The organism is Pararhodobacter sp. (genome assembly GCF_034676545.1).
In the GTDB taxonomy this organism is placed as follows: Bacteria; Pseudomonadota; Alphaproteobacteria; order Rhodobacterales; family Rhodobacteraceae; genus Pararhodobacter.
Genome location: NZ_JAUCBZ010000015.1, coordinates 2,254,749 through 2,276,869, shown reverse-complemented (window position 1 = coordinate 2,276,869; position 22,121 = coordinate 2,254,749). Strand labels below are relative to the sequence as shown.

16 protein-coding genes and 1 pseudogene are annotated in these 22,121 nt (G+C 64.3%); 5 read left to right on the top strand and 12 right to left on the bottom strand.

Annotated features, from left to right (window positions below; translation table 11 throughout):
• Nucleotides 1-68 precede the first annotated feature (68 nt).
• The 4 genes from VDQ28_RS14705 to proS all read right to left on the bottom strand — a co-directional run bounded on the left by VDQ28_RS14705 (nucleotide 69) and on the right by proS (nucleotide 4,277).
• Nucleotides 69-407 carry a hypothetical protein gene (locus tag VDQ28_RS14705; protein WP_323036647.1) on the bottom strand — a complete coding sequence of 113 codons (339 nt, stop codon included), beginning with the start codon at nucleotides 405-407 and terminating at the stop codon, nucleotides 69-71.
• 103 nt (nucleotides 408-510) lie between these two features.
• Nucleotides 511-1,392 carry a DMT family transporter gene (locus VDQ28_RS14700; RefSeq protein ID WP_323036646.1) on the bottom strand — a complete coding sequence of 294 codons (882 nt, stop codon included), beginning with the start codon at nucleotides 1,390-1,392 and terminating at the stop codon, nucleotides 511-513.
• Nucleotides 1,393-1,473: 81 nt separating this feature from the next.
• Nucleotides 1,474-2,379, bottom strand: a complete 906-nt coding sequence (locus tag VDQ28_RS14695) for an isopenicillin N synthase family dioxygenase (RefSeq protein WP_323036645.1) — start codon at nucleotides 2,377-2,379, stop codon at nucleotides 1,474-1,476.
• A 557-nt stretch (nucleotides 2,380-2,936) separates the two neighbouring features.
• Nucleotides 2,937-4,277: a proline--tRNA ligase gene (gene proS, locus VDQ28_RS14690; RefSeq protein ID WP_323036644.1), complete on the bottom strand. Its 1,341-nt coding sequence runs from the start codon at nucleotides 4,275-4,277 to the stop codon at nucleotides 2,937-2,939.
• Between the two features lie 210 nt (nucleotides 4,278-4,487).
• Here proS and VDQ28_RS14685 point away from each other — a divergent pair, with 210 nt between their 5' ends.
• Nucleotides 4,488-6,185: a pentapeptide repeat-containing protein gene (locus VDQ28_RS14685; protein WP_323036643.1), complete on the top strand. Its 1,698-nt coding sequence runs from the start codon at nucleotides 4,488-4,490 to the stop codon at nucleotides 6,183-6,185.
• Nucleotides 6,186-6,311: 126 nt separating this feature from the next.
• Here the strand turns inward: VDQ28_RS14685 and VDQ28_RS14680 are convergent, their stop codons facing one another.
• A complete protein-coding gene (locus tag VDQ28_RS14680) occupies nucleotides 6,312-8,084 on the bottom strand; it encodes an SLC13 family permease (protein ID WP_323036642.1) in 1,773 nt (590 codons plus the stop codon).
• 193 nt (nucleotides 8,085-8,277) lie between these two features.
• Here VDQ28_RS14680 and VDQ28_RS14675 point away from each other — a divergent pair, with 193 nt between their 5' ends.
• On the top strand, nucleotides 8,278-10,068 hold the full coding sequence (locus VDQ28_RS14675; RefSeq protein ID WP_323036641.1) for an ABC transporter ATP-binding protein: 1,791 nt from the start codon (nucleotides 8,278-8,280) through the stop codon (nucleotides 10,066-10,068).
• A 15-nt stretch (nucleotides 10,069-10,083) separates the two neighbouring features.
• On the opposite strand, the pseudogene VDQ28_RS14670 reads toward VDQ28_RS14675, so the two are convergent.
• The 4 genes and pseudogenes from VDQ28_RS14670 to VDQ28_RS14655 all read right to left on the bottom strand — a co-directional run bounded on the left by VDQ28_RS14670 (nucleotide 10,084) and on the right by VDQ28_RS14655 (nucleotide 14,999).
• Nucleotides 10,084-12,823: pseudogene (locus tag VDQ28_RS14670) on the bottom strand (ATP-binding protein).
• 100 nt (nucleotides 12,824-12,923) lie between these two features.
• Nucleotides 12,924-13,112 (bottom strand): hypothetical protein, encoded by a 189-nt coding sequence (locus VDQ28_RS14665; protein WP_323036640.1) that lies wholly within the window; start codon nucleotides 13,110-13,112, stop codon nucleotides 12,924-12,926.
• Nucleotides 13,113-13,115: 3 nt separating this feature from the next.
• Nucleotides 13,116-13,547 carry a response regulator gene (locus tag VDQ28_RS14660; protein ID WP_323036639.1) on the bottom strand — a complete coding sequence of 144 codons (432 nt, stop codon included), beginning with the start codon at nucleotides 13,545-13,547 and terminating at the stop codon, nucleotides 13,116-13,118.
• Between the two features lie 66 nt (nucleotides 13,548-13,613).
• Complete coding sequence (locus VDQ28_RS14655) at nucleotides 13,614-14,999, bottom strand: helix-turn-helix domain-containing protein (RefSeq protein ID WP_323036638.1); 1,386 nt, start codon at nucleotides 14,997-14,999, stop codon at nucleotides 13,614-13,616.
• A gap of 189 nt (nucleotides 15,000-15,188) precedes the next feature.
• Here VDQ28_RS14655 and accB point away from each other — a divergent pair, with 189 nt between their 5' ends.
• From accB to aat, 3 genes are all read left to right on the top strand, one after another.
• Nucleotides 15,189-15,677, top strand: a complete 489-nt coding sequence (gene accB / locus VDQ28_RS14650; RefSeq protein WP_323036637.1) for an acetyl-CoA carboxylase biotin carboxyl carrier protein — start codon at nucleotides 15,189-15,191, stop codon at nucleotides 15,675-15,677.
• 9 nt (nucleotides 15,678-15,686) lie between these two features.
• Nucleotides 15,687-17,033, top strand: a complete 1,347-nt coding sequence (gene accC / locus VDQ28_RS14645; protein ID WP_323036636.1) for an acetyl-CoA carboxylase biotin carboxylase subunit — start codon at nucleotides 15,687-15,689, stop codon at nucleotides 17,031-17,033.
• Nucleotides 17,034-17,120: 87 nt separating this feature from the next.
• Nucleotides 17,121-17,747: a leucyl/phenylalanyl-tRNA--protein transferase gene (aat, locus tag VDQ28_RS14640; RefSeq protein WP_323036635.1), complete on the top strand. Its 627-nt coding sequence runs from the start codon at nucleotides 17,121-17,123 to the stop codon at nucleotides 17,745-17,747.
• Nucleotides 17,748-17,757: 10 nt separating this feature from the next.
• Here aat and VDQ28_RS14635 read toward each other — a convergent pair whose 3' ends face one another.
• From VDQ28_RS14635 to VDQ28_RS14625, 3 genes are all read right to left on the bottom strand, one after another.
• Nucleotides 17,758-19,284, bottom strand: a complete 1,527-nt coding sequence (locus tag VDQ28_RS14635) for a phospholipase D family protein (RefSeq protein ID WP_323036634.1) — start codon at nucleotides 19,282-19,284, stop codon at nucleotides 17,758-17,760.
• Nucleotides 19,281-20,000: an endonuclease/exonuclease/phosphatase family protein gene (locus VDQ28_RS14630; protein ID WP_323036633.1), complete on the bottom strand. Its 720-nt coding sequence runs from the start codon at nucleotides 19,998-20,000 to the stop codon at nucleotides 19,281-19,283. Before VDQ28_RS14630 ends, VDQ28_RS14635 begins: the two co-directional genes overlap by 4 nt.
• A gap of 67 nt (nucleotides 20,001-20,067) precedes the next feature.
• Complete coding sequence (locus VDQ28_RS14625) at nucleotides 20,068-21,840, bottom strand: alpha/beta fold hydrolase (RefSeq protein ID WP_323036632.1); 1,773 nt, start codon at nucleotides 21,838-21,840, stop codon at nucleotides 20,068-20,070.
• Nucleotides 21,841-22,121: the final 281 nt, after the last annotated feature.

Genomic DNA, 22,121 nt, shown 5'->3' with positions numbered 1-22,121 from the left:
TTCGTCGATCCAAGATGCCGCAGATCGGGACACCATGCACGGCATCGCCCGTGCGCGGTGGGCCCGCGCTACATGTGAACCGGCCGGGACCCTGAGTCCGGCACAGGTCTGATCGTCGGCGGCGCATCCCATCGGGCCGGGCCGCGCGCCTGGATCGGCAGGCAGCGCACCTCCACCACCGCGCGCTCGCGCCAGTAGCAGGGGTCATCCCGCAGGTTTTGCGGCAACAGGCGGTGATCGAAAACCCGCACTGTGCGGGTCACCACATCAGCGCGCGACCATCGCCCGTCGCGCCCCTCAACGGGCGCGGCGATCAGGTCTTGGCGCAATTCCTGCTCGCGGGTGCGCAGGCCATTGAGTTGCGCGCGAATCATGGCCAGCTCATCAGCCGGGCTCATCGGATGCATAGGCGGTCTCCTTGCTCGAATACCCGCCTATTGTGAGCCCAGAAGGGTTAACAACGCGTTCTCGGATCCGCAGGAAACCACCTGTTTTTCGCGATCTGACGGCTCACATGGCGCGCCGCCGCAGCGCCTTTGGCCTCCGCGCCGCCGAGGCCGCGATCACCAGCGCCAGGCCGCCAAAGGCGATCAACGGCAGGCGCTCATCGCGGAACAGAAAGCCAAAGAGCACGCTGAATCCCGGCATCAGGAACATCGCCAACGCCGCCTTGTTGGCTCCGGCCTGCTGCACCAGCGCATAGTTCAACAGGTTCGGCGCGACGGTGGCAAAGATCACCAGCGCCAGCAGGATGAAGATCAGATAGCCGGTCGGCTCGACCTGCACCGCGCCGTCGATCACCAGCGCCAGCGGCCAGACCGCGACCGTGCCGACCAGAAACATCCCGGCGCTCAGCATGAAGGGCTGCATCTTGCGCCGCCGCCGGAACCACACATTCCCCGCCGCATAACTCAGCGGCGAGATCAGCGTCAGCGCCGTGCCCAGCCCCGCCTGCCCCAGCCCATCGGCAATCAGCCCCGGACCGGCGATCAACACCACGCCGATGATGCCAATCGCAATGCGGATCCCCTGCTCCAATGTCGCCGGTTCGTCCTTGAGAAACAGCGCCGCCAGCCCCAGCGTGAACAGCGGCATCGTGGCATACAGCATCCCGCCCATGCCCGTGGGAATATACTGCATCCCCGCCGCCATGCTCACGAACGGGATCGCCACGACAAAGATTCCGCCCGCCACCACGGTCACCACATCATGCCATGTCGGCAGCTTTTGCGGCCCGGTCAACCCGGCGACGATGATCAGCAGCGGCAAGCCGATCGCCGCGCGCAACGCGGCCAGGGTCCAGGGCGGGAAATACGCGACATTCAGGCCCAGAAGCAGCGTCGATGCACCAAAGCCCGCCGCAGACAGGATCAACAGGAGTGGGGTTGGCATCGGGGCTCCTTGCCGGACGGAGGGTCCGCGTCGCGCTGGTGGACCGGATAGCGCGCGCCCCCGGCCGCGACAAGAGCCGCCTCAGCCGCGCGCCGCTTGCAAATGCACATAGGTTTCCGCGAACCGACGTTGCAAATGATCCCCCGCGCGAACCACCCGGCCCGAGCCGAGCGGCGCCACATTCGTCTCCGGGTCCGGGTTGAAGAACAGCGGCACCGAGAGGCGTTCGTCGGATGTGCCCCGCACCCGATGCGGCGTTGCCGTGATCCGCCCGCCCGACCATAGTTCCAGCATCTCGCCGAAGTTGATGACGAAGTCACCGGGCACCGCGTTCACCGCGATCCATGCGCCATCACGGCCCTGCACCTCCAGCCCCGGCACGCCATCGGTGGCCAGCAGCGTCAGACAGCCATAATCGGTGTGCGGCGCAATGCCGAAATCCCTGTCGCCCGCCCAGTCGGGGCGCGCCGGGTAGTAATTGCCCCGCAGCAGCGCCATCGGCTGGCCAAAGGCGCCCTCGAACCACGCTGGATCCTCGCCAATCGCCCCGGCAATCGCGCCCAAAAGCTGCAACGCCAACCCCCGCGCCTGCGCATAATACGCCTCCAGCGTGGCGCGAAATCCTTCGGGGGCGCTGGGCCACAGGTTCGGCGCATGAACGGCCAGATCAGAGCCCGGAACCTCGAAGCCGATGTCAAAGACTTCCTTGTAATCGGGGTTCGCCTCCGGATCGACCTGCTCGGATCGCGGCCCGCCCCACCCCCGGTTCGCGCCGGTGCGCGCCATATCCACCGCCGATTTCTCGGCCTGCGACAAAGCAAAGAACCCGGCATAGGCCGCCAGAACCGCCCGCACCTGCGCCGCGCTGATTGGCGTGTTGTGCAGCGTCAAAAACCCCACCTCCATCGCCCCGCGCCGCACGGCCTCGACCGCGTCGGGCTGACCCGCGATCAGGGCCTGAAAATCAATGCGGGGGATTGTGGTCATGGCGCACCTGTTTATCCTCTTTCGCGGCCCCCATAGCATGCGCCGAACCGGCCCGCCAGAAGTCTGGACCTGCGCCCACACCCGCGTGCGCTGCGACCGCGAAATCGCGAGCTCCTGTGAGACCACACACGCCGGACGGGCGTATGGGGTGAATGCGGGCGCGTCAAACCCCGGTCGAAAACCCGCGTTTGAGGCCAGTGCGACACCATCCGCGAGAACGCCCTGTCAAACATTCAAACGGCTGCCGGCGACCACCACCCCAACACCCGCATCGCGGCCGCAAACACTATAGACCACCGACGCGAACACGCCCCAGCCCCCCCCTGACCTTCCAGCCCCCGGACCTTCCAGCCCTTCCAGACCTTCCAGACCTGATCACAACCTTCGCGGCCGAGCACCCCCGACCCCGCTCTTTGTTCCCAAAATATCCCGGGGGAGGCCGCAGGCCGGGGGCAGCGCCCCCAACCCTACCAAAAACGTGGCAGCGCCCCCAACCCTACCAAAAACGTGGCAGCGCCCCCAACCCTACCAAAAACATGGCAGCGCCCGCAAACCCGTTACCGATGCGGCGCGTATATCCCGACCAGCCTCGCCACTGCCTCCTCCGGCGTCATCTCCACGCTGTCACCCGTCCGGCGCGAGGTCAATTCAACCACGCCCTTGGCCAAACCACGCGGCCCCACGGTGATCCGCCACGGCAGGCCAATCAGATCCATCGTCGCGAATTTCGCCCCGGCGCGTTCGTCGCGGTCATCATAAAGCGCCTCGAGCCCCACGCCCGCCAGCGCCGTGTACAACGCCTCGCAGGCCGCATCCGCCGCCGCGTCGCCCTGCTTGAGGTTGACGATCCCGGCATGGAACGGCGTCACGCCCTCGGGCCAGATGATGCCCTTCTCGTCGTGCGAGGCCTCGATGATCGCGCCCAACAGACGCGACACACCGATCCCGTGCGAGCCCATCTCCACCGGCACCCGGCTGCCATCGGCCGTCACCACCGTCGCGCCCATCGCCTCGGAATACTTGGTGCCAAAGTAGAAGATCTGCCCGACCTCAATGCCCCGGCCAACCCGCCGCCGCGCCTCGGGCACCGCGTCGAACAAGGCCGCATCATGGGTCTCGTCGGTGCGGGCATAGAGCGTGGTGAACTCCTGACACACGCCCGCAACCGCCGCGCGGTCATCGTAATCCACCGCCCGGTCGCCCAGCGTCAACTCGGTCACCGCCTGATCGTAGAACACCTCAGACTCGCCGGTTTCGGCCAGCACCAGGAATTCATGCGTATCATCCCCGCCAATCGGGCCGCTATCCGCCCGCATCGGGATCGCCGTCAGCCCCATCCGCTCATAGGTGCGCAGATACGCCACCATATGCCGGTTATAGGCATGCAGCGCACTGTCCTTGTCCACGTCGAATGTATAGCCATCCTTCATCAGGAATTCGCGCCCGCGCATCACCCCGAACCGAGGCCGCACCTCGTCGCGGAACTTCCACTGGATGTGATAGAGCGTCAACGGCAGATCCTTGTAACTGCCAACGTGGCTGCGGAAAATATCGGTGATCATCTCTTCGTTGGTCGGCCCATAGAGCATATCGCGCCCGTGCCGGTCCTTGATCCGCAGCATTTCCTGGCCGTAATCGTCATAGCGCCCGCTCTCGCGCCACAGATCGGCGGGCTGCAAGGTTGGCATCAACAGCGGAATATGCCCGGCGCGCGCCTGCTCCTCGTGCACGATCTGCTCGATGCGCCGCAGCACCTTGAAGCCCAGCGGCAACCAAGAATAAATCCCCGCGGCTTGCTGACGGATCATCCCCGCGCGCAGCATCAACCGGTGGCTGACAATCTGCGCCTCGGACGGGTTTTCTTTGAGAACGGGCAGGAAATAACGGCTCAGGCGCATGGCTCACCTTTGAAATGTGGATTGCAAACCGTCTAAGCGATTGCGCCCGCCCCGACAAGCACCTCACGTCACGCAGGACGGACGGTGCGTGCAAGCACACACCCTACGCCACACTCAAGCGCCACCCCGTAGGGTGCGTGGTTCCACGCACCCCTTTCCAACCCCCACAACCTGCGCCACAGTACCCGCACCCGGTTAGCGAGTATCCCAATGCCCGAGACACCCGAAAACAAGCCACCCCAAGACTTGCTCGAATGGCTTGGCATTAACAATGCGCCGAACTGGAAAGTCGCCCGCCCCCTAGGCCCACTCCTCAGCGTGCTGCTGTTTTTGCTGTTCGCCCTCGCCCTGATTGCGACATTCGCGATCATCGGGCGGGTTGTCCTTGGTTATATGGATGTGACCCTGGGCGTCGGCGGCCTCATCGCCGCCCTCCTCGGCGCGCCCTTCCTGATCTGGAGCACCGTCCTCAAGAACACCACCGTGCGCTATCAAAAAGAGGGCCACATGACCGACCGCATCGCCAAAGCGGTCGAGATGCTGGGCGCGGAGAAAACAGTCAAGAAAGACGGGGTTGAGGAAACCAAACCCAACCTCGAAGTCCGCATCGGCGCGATCTTGTCGCTGGAGCGCATCGCCCAAGACAGTACCACTCACGACAAAGGCCGCGACCATGTGCGGGTGATGGAAATCCTCTGCGCCTATATTCGCGAGAATGCACCCGCCAGCAGCGCCGAAAACCACGAATACGGCGACTGGGAACCGCTCAAAGACGATCCCACCGATGATGAACGCAAAGCCCACCTCGCCAAGCGCGACGAACGGTTCGGCGCTCATGTTTCCGAGGGTAAAGTCCGCCAATGGGCCACTACCCTGACCCCACCGCGCGAGGATATCGCCCAAGCCCTGACCATCATTGGTCGCCGCACCCACGCACAATTGCTGGTCGAGGCCGCATGGCCAAACCCGCCCAGTGCGACAACCACATGGGTCTTTGACACCGAATGCCCGGCCTTACCGGATGAACCAAGCCAAACGGCGATGACGAAAGCCGAGGTTGATGCCTACCGCGAACAAGTGGCCGCTTGGAAAAAGGTCATCGAGGGATACACCGGCTATCGCCTCGATCTGCGCGGCGCCAACCTGCAAGGCGCAGATATGACCAAGGGCCGCTACCAAACCGCCCGTTCTGAAAAAACGCGGTTGGAGGGGGCGGACCTCAGGCAGGCGCGGATGGAGGGGGCGGACCTCAGGCAGGCGCGGATGGAGGGGGCGATCCTCCGGCAGGCGCGGATGGAGGGGGCGGTCCTCACGCAGGCGCGGATGGAGGGGGCGATCCTCGGGCTGGCGCGGATGGAGGGGGCGGACCTCATGCTGGCGCGGATGGAGGGGGCGGACCTCGGGCTGGCGCGGATGGAGGGGGCGATCCTCCGGCTGGCGCGGATGGAGGGGGCGGACCTCACGCAGGCGCGGATGGAGGGGGCGGACCTCTGGCTGGCGCGGATGGAGGGGGCGGTCCTCACGCTGGCGCGGATGGAGGGGGCGATCCTCGGGCTGGCGCGGATGGAGGGGGCGATCCTCGGGCTGGCGCGGATGGAGGGGGCGGACCTCTGGCTGGCGCGGATGGATGCATCAACCTCTCTCAACTTGGCCACCTTGACAGGTGCCAAGTTGAGAGAGGTTGATTACTCAAATGTCCGAATTTCAGCGGAACAGGTCAACGCAAGTTTCGGTGACGCCTCGGTGATCCTCCCCGAAGCCCTGCGTCCTGCGCCAGATCACTGGCTGACGTGGAAACCTCAGTATCGGTCTGATGATGCAACCGAGATCACATTCCTCTCCGAATACCAACGCTGGCTTGACACCCCAGCAGGCGAGGAATTCATCCCGGCCCCGCCGCCTGAATAACCCCGTAGGGTGCGTGCTCGCACGCACCAAACCACCTCTCCAAACCCTTTCCCAAAAGTTAACGCTGCACACTAACCCCTTGATATCCCGTGTCCCCCACTTTGTCCCACGGGGGGACACACGCCTTTACAGCGGCCAGACCAGCAAAATCATCGGCACTGAAATCGCCACGATGATCACCTCCAAAATCAGCCCCAGTTTCCAATAATCCCCGAACTGAAACCCGCCCGGTCCCAAGATCAGCGTATTATTCTGGTGCCCGATCGGCGTCAGAAACGCACAGCTCGCCCCGATCGCGACGGCCATCAAGAACCCGTCCGCCTGCACCCCCAAAGTCGCCGCGATTCCCAGCGCAATCGGCGCCATCACCGCCGCCGTCGCCGCATTATTCATCACATCCGACAAGAACATCGTCACCACCAGAACCACCGTCAGCGCCGCCACCGCATTGCCTTGCGCGAGGCTGCCGACCAGCACCCCGGCCAGCAAATCCGCCGCCCCCGTCGCCTGCATCGCCCCGGCGACCGGAATCAGCGCCGCCAGCAGCACCACCACCGGCCAGTCAATCGCCGTATAAACGTCCCGCAGCGGCAAGACCCGGGTCATCATCACCACCAGCACCCCGAAGGTGAAGGCCACCGCCGCCGGCAGGATCCCCAGCGCCGCCAGCCCGACCGAGGCCGCCATGATCGCCGCCGCCGTCCAGGCCTTGCCGCGGTCCGGCACCGAGATCTCGTCGGTATCCAGCGGCGCGCAGCCCATATCGCGCGCGAATTCCGCAAGCACCTCGGGCGCGCCGCGCAGCATGATCAGGTCGCCCGATTTCAACGGCAACGTCCCCAACCGGGCGCGCGGTTGATGCCCTTCCCGCGAGACCGCCAGCAAGGCCACGCCAAAACGCGACCGCAGGAACAACCCGCGCGCGCTGCGATTGATCAGCGCCGAGCCGGGCAAAACGGCGAACTCACGCAGCACGAAATCGCCGTCGCCGGTTTCATCCGCCGCGGGCGTACCCAACCCCTCGAGCGCCACGTCATGTTTGGCAGAGGTGTCGGTCAGGGCTTTCGCGTCGCCCTCGACCACCAGGATATCGTCGGCCTGGATCCGCCGCCCGCCATGCGGTGCGTTCAGACGCACCGTGCCGCGCACCAGCGCCACAATCTGCAAATCGGCCCCCTCCATGGCATCCTCGAACCCGCGCAGGGTCATGCCGATGGCTTTGCTGTTTTCGGGCACCTTGAGTTCGGTCAGGTAGGCCCCGGTCTGGAAGCTGTCCTCGCCCGATGGCCGCCGTACCGGCACCAATCGCCAGCCGATCAACGCGACAAAGGCCACGCCGGTCGCGGCAACCGGCACGCCGACCCAGGCGAAATCGAACATACCGAACGCCCCTCCGGCCTCGGGTGGACGAAAGCCCGCGACAATCAGGTTGGGGGGCGTGCCGACCAGCGTGGTCATGCCGCCCAGGATGGTTCCGAAGGCCAATGGCATCAACACCTGACCCGGGGCCAGATCGAGCCGACCCGAAAGCTGGATCGCCAGCGGCATCAACAGCGCCATTGCGCCGACGTTGTTCATGAAGGCCGACAGGAACGCGCCCAACCCCATCAACGCCGCCACAGCCGTCAGCCGCCCGGCTTTGGCCGGCAGAACGCTGCGCGCCAAGGCATCAACAGCCCCCGTGCGTTGCAGGGCACGGCTCAGAATGAGAACCGCCGCGACGGTGACAACCGCCGGGTGGCCGAACCCCGCAAAGGCCACGGGCGAGGGTACGACACCGGCGGCCACGCAGGCGATCAGCGCGGCCAAGGCCACGATATCATGCCTGAATTTGCCCCAGAGAAACGCCGCGACCGTGAGGGCGAGGATCGAAAAGATGATCATTTGATCTTGGGTCATTCTGGCTCCGATACTGCGGTCGAGGCGGAGTTTGGCGTATTTGAGCCGTGGCGTGAAGCCCTTGCGGCGATGGATGCCGCCCGCGCCCGACGTTGACCTGCGCCCCGCACGAACGCGCCGGGGTACACGGCCCATTTCCCTTCGCCGCGCTGCGCGGTATAGCCATGAAACCCTATCCAGCCGCAGAGGCCGCATGACCCAGGACCAAATGCCACCCGAGACTGCGCCACAGTCCCGCGCCAAGGATCGCGTTTTGCGGCGTTGGCTGTGGCAGACCTATTTGCGGCAGTGGATGCCGACGATCTTGCTGGCGATGCTGCTGATGGCGGTTGATGGCGCGATGACCGGCGCGGTGAGCGCCTTGCTCAAGCCGATGTTCGACGACGTGCTGGTTGCCGGGCGGTCCGACATGGTGCTGTTCGTGGCTTTTGCGATCTCGGGAACCTTTGTCGTGCGCAGCGTCTCGACATTGCTGTATCGGACCTTGACGGCCTATGTGTCGAACAAGGTGATGACGCAGATTCAACTGGACCTGACCAAGCACCTGATGACGCTGGATCAGTCGTTTCATCACGAGCACCCGCCCGGCCATCTCATCGACCGGATTCGCGGCGACACGCAGGAGCTGTCAGCGATCTTTGAACGGATCATTCCGGGGGTCGCGCGCGACGGGGTCTCGATTATCGCGCTGGTCAGTGTGGCGCTTTACACCGATGTGCAATGGACGCTGGTGGCGCTGGTCGGGGTGCCGTTGCTGGTGCTGCCGGCGGCGATCATTCAACGCGTTGTGCGCCGCATCGGTATCCGGGCGCGCGACGCGTCGGCGGGGGCCTCGACGCGGTTGGATGAGGTCTTTCACGGCGTTGTCACGATCCAGAGGACCGGGCTTGAAGCGCGCGAAAGCCTGCGTCTGCGTGAGGTGCTCAACCGGTTCCTCAAGGCGCGGGTGCGCACCGTGGCGGGGCAAGCCTCGATGGGGTCGATGTCCGATCTTGTCGCGGCGCTGGGCTTTGGTCTGGTGCTGGTGTTCGCCGGGCGGCAGATCATCGCCGGAGAGCGCACGGTTGGCGAGTTCATGACGTTTTTCGCGGCGCTGGCGTTCTTGTTCGACCCGCTGCGCAAACTCGGCACCCTGAGCGGCACCTGGCAAACCGTGCTGGCCAGTGTCGAGCGCATTGACCGGTTGCTCAAGGTGCAGCCGAAGATCACGCAGCCGACCGGCGTGTTGGCGCCGCTGCCAGAACCCGGCCACGAGGATCTGCGCTTTGACGCGGTGACCTTTGCCTATGATCAGGACCCGGTGTTGAACGCACTGTCGCTGGTGGCCGAAGCGGGCAAGACAACGGCGCTGGTGGGGCCGTCGGGGGCCGGGAAAACCACGGTGTTCACGCTGCTGACCCGGCTGGCCGACCCGCAGGAAGGGCGGGTTCTGGTGGGTGGGCAGGATGTGCGCCAGATGGATCTGGCCGGGTTGCGGCGGCTGTTTTCGGTGGTCGCGCAAGACAGCGCATTGTTTGACGAGACACTGCGCGACAATATCCTGATGGGTGACGACTCGGTCAGCGACGCGCGGTTGCAAGCGGCGATCACGGCGGCGCATGTCGATGAGTTCCTGCCACAACTGCCGGACGGTCTGGAAACCCGCGTCGGGCCGCGCGGATCGGCCCTGTCGGGTGGTCAGCGTCAGCGTGTGGCGATCGCCCGCGCGCTGCTGCGGCAATCGCCGATCCTGTTGCTCGACGAGGCCACCTCGGCGCTGGATGCCCGATCCGAGGCGCTGATCCAGGCGGCGCTGGACACGCTGAGCGAGGGGCGCACGACGCTGGTGATCGCGCATCGGCTGGCGACGGTGCGCAATGCCGACAAGATCATCGTCATGGAGGCAGGCCGCGTCATCGAGCAGGGCACGCATGATTCCTTGTTGGCCAAAGGCGGCAGTTATGCCGCCCTATATGCGTTGCAATTCAATACGAAAAAGCCCTGATCACCAAAGCCCTGATCACCGCGCGGGCTTGCCGACATCGGGCAGCTTTGGCGACAGATCCGCCGGAAAGGTAACCCGGAACGCCGCGCCGCCCTGACCGGGGACATAGGCGATGTCGCCGCCCAGATTGTGCATGATCTCGCGGCAGATCGCCAGGCCCAACCCGGCACCGCCCGCCTGATGGGTGTCGGTGAGGCGGGCAAATTTCTCGAAGATCAGCGCCTGGCTTTTCTTGGGAATGCCCGAGCCGTTGTCGATGAAATCCACCGTCACGCGCCCGGCCCTGCGCCGCACGGAAATGCGCATTTCCGGCGCAGTCGCGTCGCAGTATTTGCGGGAATTGGTCAGGATGTTGATGAACACCTGCGTCAGCCGTCCGATATCGGTGTTCAGCGCGATGGGGTTGTCCAGCCCCCGCCGATGGATCTGGAAAACGCGCTCGGGCAGCACCGAGTTCGAGGCCAGCAACGCCCGGTCGATCAGATCGGCCAGATTGCCGGGCTGAATATCGAGATTGACCTGACCATTCTCCAGCACGCTGAGATCGAGCAGATCATCGAGCAACCGGGTCAGCCGGATGCTTTCGTCGTGGATGATGCGGGCGTAACGGACCTGTTCGTCGCTCGTCACCTCGTCATCCATCAGGATTTCGGAAAACGCCCGGATCGAGGTCATCGGCGTGCGCAATTCATGGCTGATCTGGCTCAGGAAACTGTCTTTTTGCACCGAGAGCTTTTGCAGCATCTCGTTGGCATCGCGCAACTGGCGGGCGGTGCGGGCCAGTTCCTCGGATTTGGCCTCGAGCTGCGCGGAATGTTCCATGATCTGCGCGGTTTCCGAGGCCACGGCCATCAGGTCATCCACCGTCACCAACCGGCCCCCGACGATCTGGATAATCATCGCATGCGCCGTGGCCGCGCCGACCGACCCGGCCAACTCGCGTTCAAGCCGGTCCAGAAAATCCGGTGTCGGGTCGGGCAGGAAGCCGTCGCGGCCTTGCCCATGCGCCTCACGCTCGAAGAACAGCTGCGCCTCGACGGGGCCAAGCGTGCGCTGTGACATCGCCAGCAGGTCTTCGGCATCGTTTTCCGAGGCTTCCAGCGCCCAGCCGCGCGTGCCCGAGGAATCCTCGCTGCGATCATGGTCAAAGGCATTGACGAATTGCGCCGATTGCACCCGCTCGACGGGGTGCGGAAAACTGAGCAGGGAGCCCGCGATGAACACCATCGCATTGAGCGAAAGCGACCAGAACAGCGCGTGCAGCAACGGATCGAGCCCGACCACGCCAAACAGCGAATGCGGCCGCAACAACGCCAGCCCGAAGGGGCCAAACTCCATCAGGTCAGCGCCCAGCACGACACCCGGCCCGAAGGATGGCAAGAACAGCGTGTAAAGCCATGCCAAGGCCCCGACCGTCAACCCCGCCGCCGCCCCGATCCGGCTGGCGCCGCGCCAGTACAGCGCGCCGACCAGGGCGGGCAAGACCTGCGCCATACCGGCGAACGAGATCAAGCCAATCGCCGCCAGCGCCCGCGAGCCGCCCGACACCGCGAAATACAGATAGCCGAGCGCCAGAATGCCCACGATCGACACGCGCCGCGCATTCAGCACAAGCCCGCGCATATCGCTGACCTCGCGTGCCGAGCCGGTCGCGTGCCGGTGCCCTCGAAGCCAGAGCGGGACGACAATATGGTTCGATACCATCGTCGCCAGCGCCAGTGACGCGATGATCACCATCGAGGTCGCCGCCGAAAACCCGCCCAGAAACGTCAGCATCGCCAATCCGTCCTGCCCCAGGGCCAACGGCAGGTTGAGCACGAACAGGTCAGGGTTCGTATTGGCCGGCAGGAACTCCATTCCGGCGACGGCAATCGGCAGCACAAAGAGGCTCATCGCCATGAGATAGAGCGGAAAGGCCCAGGACGCGGTGCTCAACTGCCGCTCATCGGAGTTTTCGACCACCATCACCTGAAACATGCGCGGCAAGGTGATGATCGCCACCGCCGCCAGAAAGGTCAGCCCCATCCAGCGGCCCGGTTGCACATTCCATTCCGGGCGATCCGCCAGCGTGATGCGCTCCATCACATCCATCGGACCATCCATCAGCCCCCAGACAACCCAGATGCCAACCGCCAGCAGCGCCACGAGTTTGACAACGGCCTCGACGGCGATGGCGGTGACGACGCCGTGGTGCTGCTCGTTGGCGTCAAGGGTTCGCGTGCCAAACAGGATGGTGAACAGCGCCAGGCCCACGGCCACCCACAGCGCCAACTGTTGCGGCGCCAGTGATTTCATCCACCGCGAAAGCCCCGAATGCCAGGGCAATGGATTGCAATTGCAGCGCGATATAGGGGGTCGTGGCGGCGACGGCCAGGAGGGTCACGATGACGCCGATCATGTTCGACTTGCCGTAACGCGCCGAGATCAGGTCGGCAATCGAGGTCACGCGCTGCGCCTTGCCGATCCGCACCAGCTTGCGCAAGAACCACCACCAGCCAACGAAAACCAGCGTCGGACCAATGTAAATGGTGACAAACTCCAACCCCGAGCGCGCCGCGTAGCCGACCGCACCGTAAAAGGTCCAGGCGGTGCAATACACCGACAGCGACAGCGTGTAGATCAGCGGCGAACGCAGAAACCGTGGACGCCGCCCGGCGGCGCGCAGGGTCTCGGCGCGGTGCTCGGCCAGCGAGGCGATGCCGAACAGAAAGACCACATACCCCAGCGCCGCCGGGATCAGGATATTCAGCGTCATTCGGGCGCGCCGGGGTCAGGTTTCGTGCCACTGGATTGGCGGGGCATCTCGCGGTTCAACGAGGCGTGCAAGGGGCGCGACAGCAGGGCGGCACTGAGGATCAGCACGAACCAGAGAATGAAGATATAGACCGCCTCGCCGCCGTGCCCATCTGCCCGCCCTGCGTCCACAGGACCGGCAGCAAGATCAGGACAAACCCCAGAACCGGCAAGACCCGCGCGGCATCCATGATGCGACGGCGGCGATAGGTTTCGCGTTCCAGATACAGCGGGGTGCGGCGGCGCTCCATGCGTTACCCCATTACCAGATTGCGGACCGCATCCAACAAGTCGCGATTGGCAAACGGCTTGGCCATGAAGGCCGACGCGCCGCATTCCATCGCCAGATCGCGCGAGGCGCTCTGGCCTTTGGCCGTCAGCAGGATCACCGGCAGGTTTTTGGTCGGCGGCGCGGCGCGCAAGGCGCGCAGGATATCAAAGCCGCTTTGGTCGGGCAGCATGACATCGAGGATCATCACCGCCGGTTGCAGGGCGGCAATCGTTGCTTTGATGTTTTCGCCGGACTCGAGAACCGTCACATCCCATCCGTCGCGGCGCAGGATAAAGCGGATGGCCTCGCCGATGTTGGGTTCGTCCTCGACCACCAAAACCGCCCGCCCTGCCCCCAGACGCGCACCGGGCGCGACCGGTGCAGCACCTGGCCTATGCAAGTCATCGTTTGCCATTGACGTCCTCCAGCGGGCGGAAAGGCCACCGATAGCCGCGCTTTCAACGGTGAGTATTGCGGCAATTCACAGGTGTGTCAAAGGCTCGCTTGAAAAACAAAAGCCGCTGCGCAAACCGGTCAGCCGATCACGATCGAGGGCTCGCGTCGCGCCGGGCAGACGGTTCGCGGGCAGATGCGGCAGCTGCTTCCAACCTCCAGCGGCGCGGTTCCGGATTTCTCGGACGCCGGCATCACCGCCAGTGGCCGGGGTGATCAACATGCTCGATTCCCAGACAAAAGGCGGATCGTAGCGCATCGGATCACGCGCCGAGCAAATGGCGTGGGCCACGAAGCGCATGGTGGGGCGCCCGGCGAATTCGATCACCGCGCGTATGGGCCGGTCGGGTTGCACCATCGCCTGATAGAGCGGCCAGAGCGGACAGGCCCCACCGAACCGGGGCAACGCGAAGCCCTCGACGGGGCGGCGAAACACCAGGGTTCCCGAGCCGTCGCAGACCGCAAGCCCGAACCGGGGCACGCCTTGCAAAACCGGCAAGATTGCCAGCCTGCGGAACACCTGCGCCAGACCAACGCCGAATTCGCGCGCCAGCCCCTCGGGCGCAAAGTCCTTGCCGCCGCTGAACATTGCCACCAGCACAGGCGCCAAACGGTCGAGCGGCAACGCCTGCGCATCGGCATGGGCCGTCTTGAGCCACGCCTCGGCCAGTTCCCGCGACGAGGCCGAGGCAAGTTCGACCTGTCCGGCGCAGAGACGCGCCCAATCGGCGGCGGCGGTCTGTTCCAGCGCGTCAATGTGGAATTCCTGCCGCGCCAGCCAGCTTTCCATCTCTTCTTGCGGCGCAGCAAGGCCGGTTTCCTCGCTGGAAGTATCGAGAAAGGCGACCAATGCCTCGGCGGCATGAGCCAGGCGCACGGAATCCGCGTGGATATTGGCATGAAACCGGGCGCGCCACTCGGGCTCCAGATCCTCGGATTCGGCCAGAATGGCGGCGGTGGATTGCACCGAGGTGACCGCCGAGACGATCTCGTGCAGTGACGTCGACAGATTGGGGTCATGCGCCATGCGATCAGACAGACGCTCGATGACGCGATCCTGGCCCTCGGTATGGGCGTGGATTTGCGTCACCAACGCCGCCCAACCGGGGAACCGCCCCAGGAATTCTTCGGCGCGGTCCAGTTCCGGCTCGAAACCCTGACTGGCACGCGTGGCGGCGGCCCGCAGCGCGTCGATCTGCGCGTCGCCGCTGTGCTCATCGAGACTCTCCAGCGGGATCTGCAATGCCCCCGCGATCGCCTCGAGCACCTGCGGGCGCGCCCGACGGCGATTGTGCTCGATCAGGTTGAGATAGGACGGCGAAATCCCGGCCATACGCGCAAGATCGGCCTGACCCAGCCGTCGCGCTGTGCGCAAAGCGCGGATTCGCGTCCCCGAGAGCGCGGATCGGACCATGACTTGCCTCCGGTTGCCCCGTGTTACACCATGCCCGCCAAGCGCGTGCAAGCGACACCTGTTGCCTGGATAGCGTCGAACGGCGGGCCGAATGGCACTTTTCACAGGTCCATGCGTACCGTATAACACCCCAGAAAATTGCGGGGCGCATGCCGACCCCGGCTGGCCCATAACGCGACGAGGAAGTCCATGAGCAAAGATCATACCACGGCGGATGTTGCCTTCATTCAGGCCTTGGCCGAGCTTCTCAACAGCAATGATCTGACCGAGATTTCGGTGAAACGCGAATACGGCGAAAACGACGCGCTGAACGTCAAGGTTTCCAAGCAAACCCAAATGGTTGCCGCGCCGGCGGCGGCCCCGCAGGCGGCCCCTGTGGCCCCACAGGCCAGCGCCCCGGTCACCGCCGCCCCGGCCCTGATCAGCGCGGACCCCGCCGAGCATCCCGGTGCCGTGGCCTCGCCGATGGTTGGCACCGCCTATCTGTCACCCGAACCCGGTGCCGCACCCTTTGTCGCCATTGGCCAGGCGGTGACCGCCGGGCAGACCGTGCTGATCATCGAGGCGATGAAAACCATGAACCAGATCCCGGCACCCGCCTCGGGCACCATCAAGCGCATTCTTGTCGCCGACGGCACCCCCGTCGAATACGGCGCGCCCCTGATGATCATCGAATAAGGCCAGCGCATGTTCGAAAAGATCCTCATTGCCAACCGTGGCGAGATTGCCCTCAGGGTGATCCGCGCCTGTCGTGAAATGGGCATCCGCTCGGTCGCGGTGCACTCCACCGCCGACAGTGATGCGATGCATGTGCGCATGGCCGACGAAGCCATCTGCATTGGCCCGGCCTCGTCCACCGACAGCTATCTGTCGATGCCGGCGATCATCTCGGCCTGCGAGATCACCGGGGCGCAGGCGATCCATCCGGGCTATGGATTCCTGTCGGAAAACGCGGCTTTCGTGCAGATGCTCGAGGATCACGACCTGACCTTCATCGGACCCAGCGCGGAACATATCCGCATGATGGGCGACAAGATCACCGCCAAAGTGACGGCGAAAGAACTGGGCATTCCGGTTGTGCCGGGCTCTGAAGGTGGCGTGCCGGACTTCGAGACGGCAAAGTCCGTCGCCGAGGGTATGGGCTATCCGGTCATCATCAAGGCCACGGCGGGCGGCGGCGGGCGCGGCATGAAGGTTGCGAAATCCGCAGCCGAGCTGGAAAACGCCTTTCGCACGGCGCGTTCGGAATCCAAGGCCGCGTTCGGCAATGACGAAGTCTATATCGAGAAATATCTGCAGAAACCGCGCCATATCGAGGTGCAGGTGTTCGGCGACGGCAAGGGCAACGCGGTGCATCTGGGCGAGCGGGATTGTTCGCTGCAACGGCGTCACCAAAAGGTGTTCGAGGAGGCCCCCGGCCCCAGCATCACGCCTGAAATGCGCGCCCATATCGGCGGCATCTGTGCCAATGCGATTGCCAAGATGGGCTATTCGGGTGCCGGCACCATCGAGTTCCTGTTCGAGGATGGCGAGTTCTATTTCATCGAGATGAACACCCGTTTGCAGGTCGAGCACCCGGTCACCGAGGCGATTTTTGGCGTCGATCTGGTGCGCGAGCAGATCCGCGTGGCGCAGGGAATGCCACTGTCGTTCACGCAGGACGAATTGCAGGTCAACGGTCACGCCATCGAGGTGCGGATCAACGCCGAAAAGCTGCCGAATTTCACGCCCTGCCCCGGCAAGGTCAACACGTTCCACGCCCCCGGCGGGCTGGGTGTGCGGATGGATTCGGCGTTGTATGGCGGCTACAAGATCCCGCCCTATTACGACAGCCTGATCGGCAAGCTGATCGTGCATGGACGCGACCGGCCCGAGGCTTTGGCGCGGCTGCGCCGGGCGTTGGGCGAGTTGATCATTGACGGGATCGACACGACCTTGCCACTGTTTTTCGAGCTTCTCGACGATCCGGATGTGCAGTCGGGCAATTACAACATCCATTGGCTCGAAAAATTCCTGGCCGAGAAGCTGGGCTGAGAACGGGCGACAAGAAGGGGGCTTTCAGCCCCCTCAGGCCTGGGCCTTCACCCCCTGAGGATATTTCAAGAACAAAGATGGGCCGAGATGCGGTTGACGCCTGATCTGATTGTCAAAGCCTATGCGGGCGGCGTGTTCCCGATGGCGGAAACCGCGCAGAGCGATCAGATCCATTGGTTCGAGCCGCGCCATCGAGGCGTGATGCCGTTGGACGGATTTCATGTCGCGCGCTCGCTCGTGCGGACCCGGCGGCGCGGGGGGTATCGGTTCAGTTGCGACCAGGCCTTTTCGACGGTCATTGCGGCTTGCGCCGACCGGGAAGACACCTGGATCAACGCGGAAATTGCCGCGGTTTTCAAGGCGCTGCATGTCTTGGGGCTTGCGCATTCGGTCGAGGTCTGGTCCCCGGATGGCGCCTTTGCGGGCGGCGTTTACGGCTTGGCGCTTGGTGGCGCGTTTTTCGCCGAGAGCATGGTGTCGCGGGTCACCGATGGATCCAAGATGGCACTGGCCGAGCTGGTGGCGCGGCTCAAGGCGGGCGGGTTTCGCCTGATGGACACGCAATATGTGACGCCGCATCTGGCCAGTCTTGGCGGGGTGGAGATTTCGCGCGCGGCCTATCGTCAGCAGTTGGCAGCGGCTTTGGCGGTGGTGCCCGACACCACGCGCGCGTTTGGTCCGGCACCGCAGGACGACGGCGCGGTCTGGCGCTGAACGGCGGCGCTCAGAGAAACCGATGGATTGGCAGGTGTCCGACGGTGAAGGAAATCACCCGCTTGGCCATATTGGTATCGGGCTCAAGATGTGTCACCGGACCGTCGCCCCGGGACCAGGCCGGCAAGCGCCCTTGCATCGCCACCCGATAGGCGTTTTCCGGCGTGATGCTGGTGTCAAACAAAGCGCCCAGTTCGGCGACCAGATGGGGATCGTCAAACATCACGCCCAATTCGGTGTTGATGAACGCCGAGCGCATGTCAAAATTGAACGAGCCGACAAAGCCGGCCTTGTCATCGACCAGGAACGCCTTGCTGTGCAGCATGTGGCGCGGTGCGGTCCGGGAGGCGACCTCGAAGATCTTGATGCCCCCCGTCAGGAGCCGGGTCCGATACCAGCGATAGGCGCCATGCACCAGAACATTGTCCGACTGGGCCAGGCCATTGGTGATGATCTCGACGCGAACCCCCGCGCCGGTCAGGGCCAGAAGCTGCGCCGCACCTTGTCGACCGGGCACGAGATAGGGCGTCATGATCCGCACGCTGTGCTGGGCATTTTGCAACAAGGGCAGCAGGGCCGCGGGCAACCAGCCGTCGCGCTCTTTGGCCAAGGTCTTTTCCGGGGGGTCGCCGAGAAAGGTGATCTGGCTCACCCAATGCAGATCCGGGAGACGCAGCGCGGCGGCGGCATCTTCGGCGGTGTGCCGCACCGCACCGGACAGGCGCTTCCTCGACAGCGGCTTGTTCAGAAATCGGACCAGGCGCGTGCGAAACCGGCGCAGACGTTTGCGTTTTCCGGGCCATAGCGTGCCGATGGGCAAGGCGAGGCCGGAATTCCAGAAGTCGTCGAAATGGGCTTCGGCGTCTCGCACGATACGGCCGGACAGCAACGTGTCGAGGTCGTCAAAATCATGCCCCGGCCCCTCCAGCAGGCCGAAATACTCATCGCCGATGTTGCGCCCGCCGGTCAGGGCCAGCCGCCCGTCGGTGATCCAGAGCTTGCCATGCATACGCCGATTATAGGGCAGGATGCTGAGCAAGATCTCGAGTCCCCGCCGAAACCCGCGGTCCCGGTTGCGGATCGGGTTGAACAGGCGCACATCGATTCTGGGGTGTCGATCCAGCGCGCGATAGACCGGGTCTCGATTGAGGGCGTTCACGTCATCCAACAGCATCCGCACGCGCACCCCCCGGTCGGCGGCCTCGAGCACGGCCTTTGCCAAGAGCCGCCCGCTGAGGTCATCGTGCCAGATGTAATACAGCAGATCGAGGCTGCGCCCGGCCAATTGCGCCATCGCCAACCGCAGACCAAGCGCCTCGGCGGGGTCATCGACCAGCGTAACACCGGTTTTCCCGGGGTGCTGCGCCTCGATGGGCGCCAGCAGGTCATCGAGCGCGGTGCCCTGCCCCGGCGGGATAATGTAGGAAGGCGTGCCTTCCTTGCGCCAGACATAGCGCCCTGTCGACCAGATCACCGCCCCCAAGATCACCGGAACCACGATCAGCCCCAGCAAGCCCCACAGGAGCCACGCCATCATGATCCGAGCCTGATGTCCGCTCGGATCGGCAAGTGATCAGAGGCAAGGCGTGACAGCGGTGTGTCGTGAGGTCGAAGGTTCGTGATCTGCGCCGCCGTGCAGCCGATGATGCGATCCAGCGACAAGGTGGGGCGCCGGGCGGGAAAGCTGGGCACGGTCTGGGCGTTCTCTTCGGCCTTGAGCCCGGCTTTGAGCGCCGTCAGCGAGCATCCTTCCCCTTGCCGCCATTCGTTCAGATCCCCCATCATCACCGTTGCGCTGTCGTCACCGATTTCCTCGGCCAACCGCTGTGACTGGGTTTTGCGCGAGCCCTTCAGCAACCCGAGATGCGCGGCAATCACCCGCAACCGGTGCCCGCGATAGGTCAGATTGGCGACAATCGCGCCACGCGGTTCCAGACCCGGCAGGGAGATGACATGCGCGCTTTCAAACTGGGCGTTGCGAAACAGGATCAGATTGCCGTGCCAGCCATGCGCCAGCTCGGCCAAACGGTCGGACAGCGGGATCGGTGAGAGGCCGGTTGCGTCATTCAACGCCTGCAGGTCCAACACGCCGCGCCGATCGCCAAAACGCCGGTCGACCTCTTGCAGGGCGACGATATCAGCAGCCAACTCACGGATCACCGAAATCGTTCGGCGTGGATCGCGCCGGTAATCGCTGCCAACGCCCTTGTGGATATTATAGGAGCCGACTGTGAGCTTGGCGCGGTGGGGCATAGGCAGGACCTCGAGATCTGGGTTCCCCTGAAACATGGGGTGGAATGGGGCACAGTACAACCCGGCGCTAAGGCGGCGCAACGTTCAGGCAGGTGCGCGCGAACCTGGCGAGACATTTGATCACCATGTCGGGACGCGCGTGGAACACCAACTGCCCCTCACGCGGGATCTCGTTCAGGGTGACACGAGGGTTCGACCGTGCAAAGTCGCGCACGCTGCCAATCGTCACGACCGGGTCCAACTGTCCATGGATCAGGGACACCGGGCAGGTGCAGCCGGCGACCAGATCGCCCCAATTGCGGGTGACGTGCCATGAATCAACCTGAAACGCGACGATGCCTTGTGCCACGGTGAACCGGTAGCCATCGATCAGGGCGGCCGCGATCCTGGGGTTCTCGACGGTGGCGCGGTCGCGTGTTCCCTCGGGATAAAGCGGCACCATGAAGCGTTTGACATCGGTGCTGTCGATGCGGGCAATTCCGGCGCGCAAGACGGCCGGCAACAGTGCGGGCGCAAAACGGGCGGTATAGGCAACCGCGCGTTGGCGCGGTGTCATGGAGGAGAATTGCTCGATGGTTTTGATCGGGACGCAGCCGGAAACGTTGAACACCCCGACAACCTTGTCTGGCAAATGGGCGGCCGCGGCAAAGGCGTAGATGCCGCCGGCCATGTGCCCGACAACGACACATTGTTCAATGCCCAGCTTTTGCAGGATGACCGCAAGATCATGGGCAAAGATTTCAGGCGCTTCCTTGATCCGAGGGTCATGGATCGACTGGCCATAGTTGCGGCGCACCGGGGCAACCAGCCGCAGATTTTCGGCCTCCAGCGCCGATCCGATCCGTTGCAACACGCCCAGACCTTCGAGCATACCGTGGAGGAAGATCACCGGCAGCCCGTCCTCGGGGCCAAGGGTGTGTATCGGCAAGAATTGACCATTGCCAAGGTCGATCCGGTGTTCGCGCGTGGTGCTGAGACCCGGATCAACGGGTGCCTCGGTGGTCGGGCCATGCAGCACCAGCACCGCCACCAAGCGCATCAACTCGGACTGAGACCCGGTTCTGGTTTTCGCAAACACCGATTTCAACTGCGCCCGCAAGGTGTTGAGAGACCGATCAACCCGTTCGGCAATGGCCGCCAGATCACCGCCCTGCGAGAGTTCATGCACCAGTTCAACCTCGCGCGGGGTGAGGTTGAACGAATCCGACAAAACCCCGGCGAGGCCGGTTGACCAGCCAATCGCCAAGGGTCGCAGTTCCGCGACAAACCCGTCGCCCCCTGACGCACGGCAGGTTACCGCCGCAATCAGCCCGCCCCCCGGCATGTCAAGCGGCATCGTGTCGGCGGTCGGCGCCAGAGACAACACAACGAACCGGCCCGAGGCAGGCGCGCGCTCGAAGGTTGTCAGGAAGGCCGACAGCCGCGTCGCGCTATCACGATCCAGCGCGTCGTAGATCGACGCCAGGCTGGGGGCAGCACCAAACAGGGCCTCGGCCTCGGCGGTCAGGTCGGTGATCACCCCGCGACGCCCCAACCGCACAAGCGGCACCCGCCCCTCGAATCCGGGATCCGGGGAGTCTTCGCCGCGGCCCATGCGTTCGAACAACGAGAAGGCGCGCTGGAAATGAGCCTCGACAATCGGATCATTCACCAAGCGCCCGGCATTGCCCGCGCCGACCTGCAATTCGCCCAACCGACGCGCCGCTTGATCCACATAGCTGGACCAGTCATGCATGAAAACGTCGAAATGCTCAGGGTTCAGCACGGTTTCATAAATGCTGCCGATCAGGCGCGCCCGTTCGAGATCAGTGTCGGTGTTTGCGTGGGTCAACTTGTCCATGGCCAGCATCCCCATGACTCGGTCTGCGTGTCAGTGTGTCGCAAAATGATACGCCTGACGAGTGCCTTTTAACCCATATGGGTGAAGCCGGGTCCGGCGAATCCTGCTAACGTTGCAGTATCCAATGACGTATGCTTTTTAGATCAACGTTTGTCGGGGGGATCGTGCGGCCAGTGTTTGCCAACCGTTGCCCGAGCCGTGCGCCTTGTGCGTCGTCGCTTGGGTGGGGGTGATTTTCGGCAGCCAGAGCACCGACGCGCGTCAAGCCCAAATCTGCGACA

Excerpts from the sequence above, each read along its gene's own strand:
- VDQ28_RS14705 (WP_323036647.1), bottom strand. The coding sequence starts at position 407 with ATGCATCCGATGAGCCCGGCTGATGAGCTGGCCATGATTCGCGCGCAA.
- VDQ28_RS14700 (WP_323036646.1), bottom strand. The coding sequence starts at position 1,392 with ATGCCAACCCCACTCCTGTTGATCCTGTCTGCGGCGGGCTTTGGTGCA.
- VDQ28_RS14695 (WP_323036645.1), bottom strand. The coding sequence starts at position 2,379 with ATGACCACAATCCCCCGCATTGATTTTCAGGCCCTGATCGCGGGTCAG.
- proS (WP_323036644.1), bottom strand. The coding sequence starts at position 4,277 with ATGCGCCTGAGCCGTTATTTCCTGCCCGTTCTCAAAGAAAACCCGTCC.
- VDQ28_RS14685 (WP_323036643.1), top strand. The coding sequence starts at position 4,488 with ATGCCCGAGACACCCGAAAACAAGCCACCCCAAGACTTGCTCGAATGG.
- VDQ28_RS14680 (WP_323036642.1), bottom strand. The coding sequence starts at position 8,084 with ATGACCCAAGATCAAATGATCATCTTTTCGATCCTCGCCCTCACGGTC.
- VDQ28_RS14675 (WP_323036641.1), top strand. The coding sequence starts at position 8,278 with ATGACCCAGGACCAAATGCCACCCGAGACTGCGCCACAGTCCCGCGCC.
- VDQ28_RS14665 (WP_323036640.1), bottom strand. The coding sequence starts at position 13,112 with ATGGAGCGCCGCCGCACCCCGCTGTATCTGGAACGCGAAACCTATCGC.
- VDQ28_RS14660 (WP_323036639.1), bottom strand. The coding sequence starts at position 13,547 with ATGGCAAACGATGACTTGCATAGGCCAGGTGCTGCACCGGTCGCGCCC.
- VDQ28_RS14655 (WP_323036638.1), bottom strand. The coding sequence starts at position 14,999 with ATGGTCCGATCCGCGCTCTCGGGGACGCGAATCCGCGCTTTGCGCACA.
- accB (WP_323036637.1), top strand. The coding sequence starts at position 15,189 with ATGAGCAAAGATCATACCACGGCGGATGTTGCCTTCATTCAGGCCTTG.
- accC (WP_323036636.1), top strand. The coding sequence starts at position 15,687 with ATGTTCGAAAAGATCCTCATTGCCAACCGTGGCGAGATTGCCCTCAGG.
- aat (WP_323036635.1), top strand. The coding sequence starts at position 17,121 with ATGCGGTTGACGCCTGATCTGATTGTCAAAGCCTATGCGGGCGGCGTG.
- VDQ28_RS14635 (WP_323036634.1), bottom strand. The coding sequence starts at position 19,284 with ATGATGGCGTGGCTCCTGTGGGGCTTGCTGGGGCTGATCGTGGTTCCG.
- VDQ28_RS14630 (WP_323036633.1), bottom strand. The coding sequence starts at position 20,000 with ATGCCCCACCGCGCCAAGCTCACAGTCGGCTCCTATAATATCCACAAG.
- VDQ28_RS14625 (WP_323036632.1), bottom strand. The coding sequence starts at position 21,840 with ATGGACAAGTTGACCCACGCAAACACCGACACTGATCTCGAACGGGCG.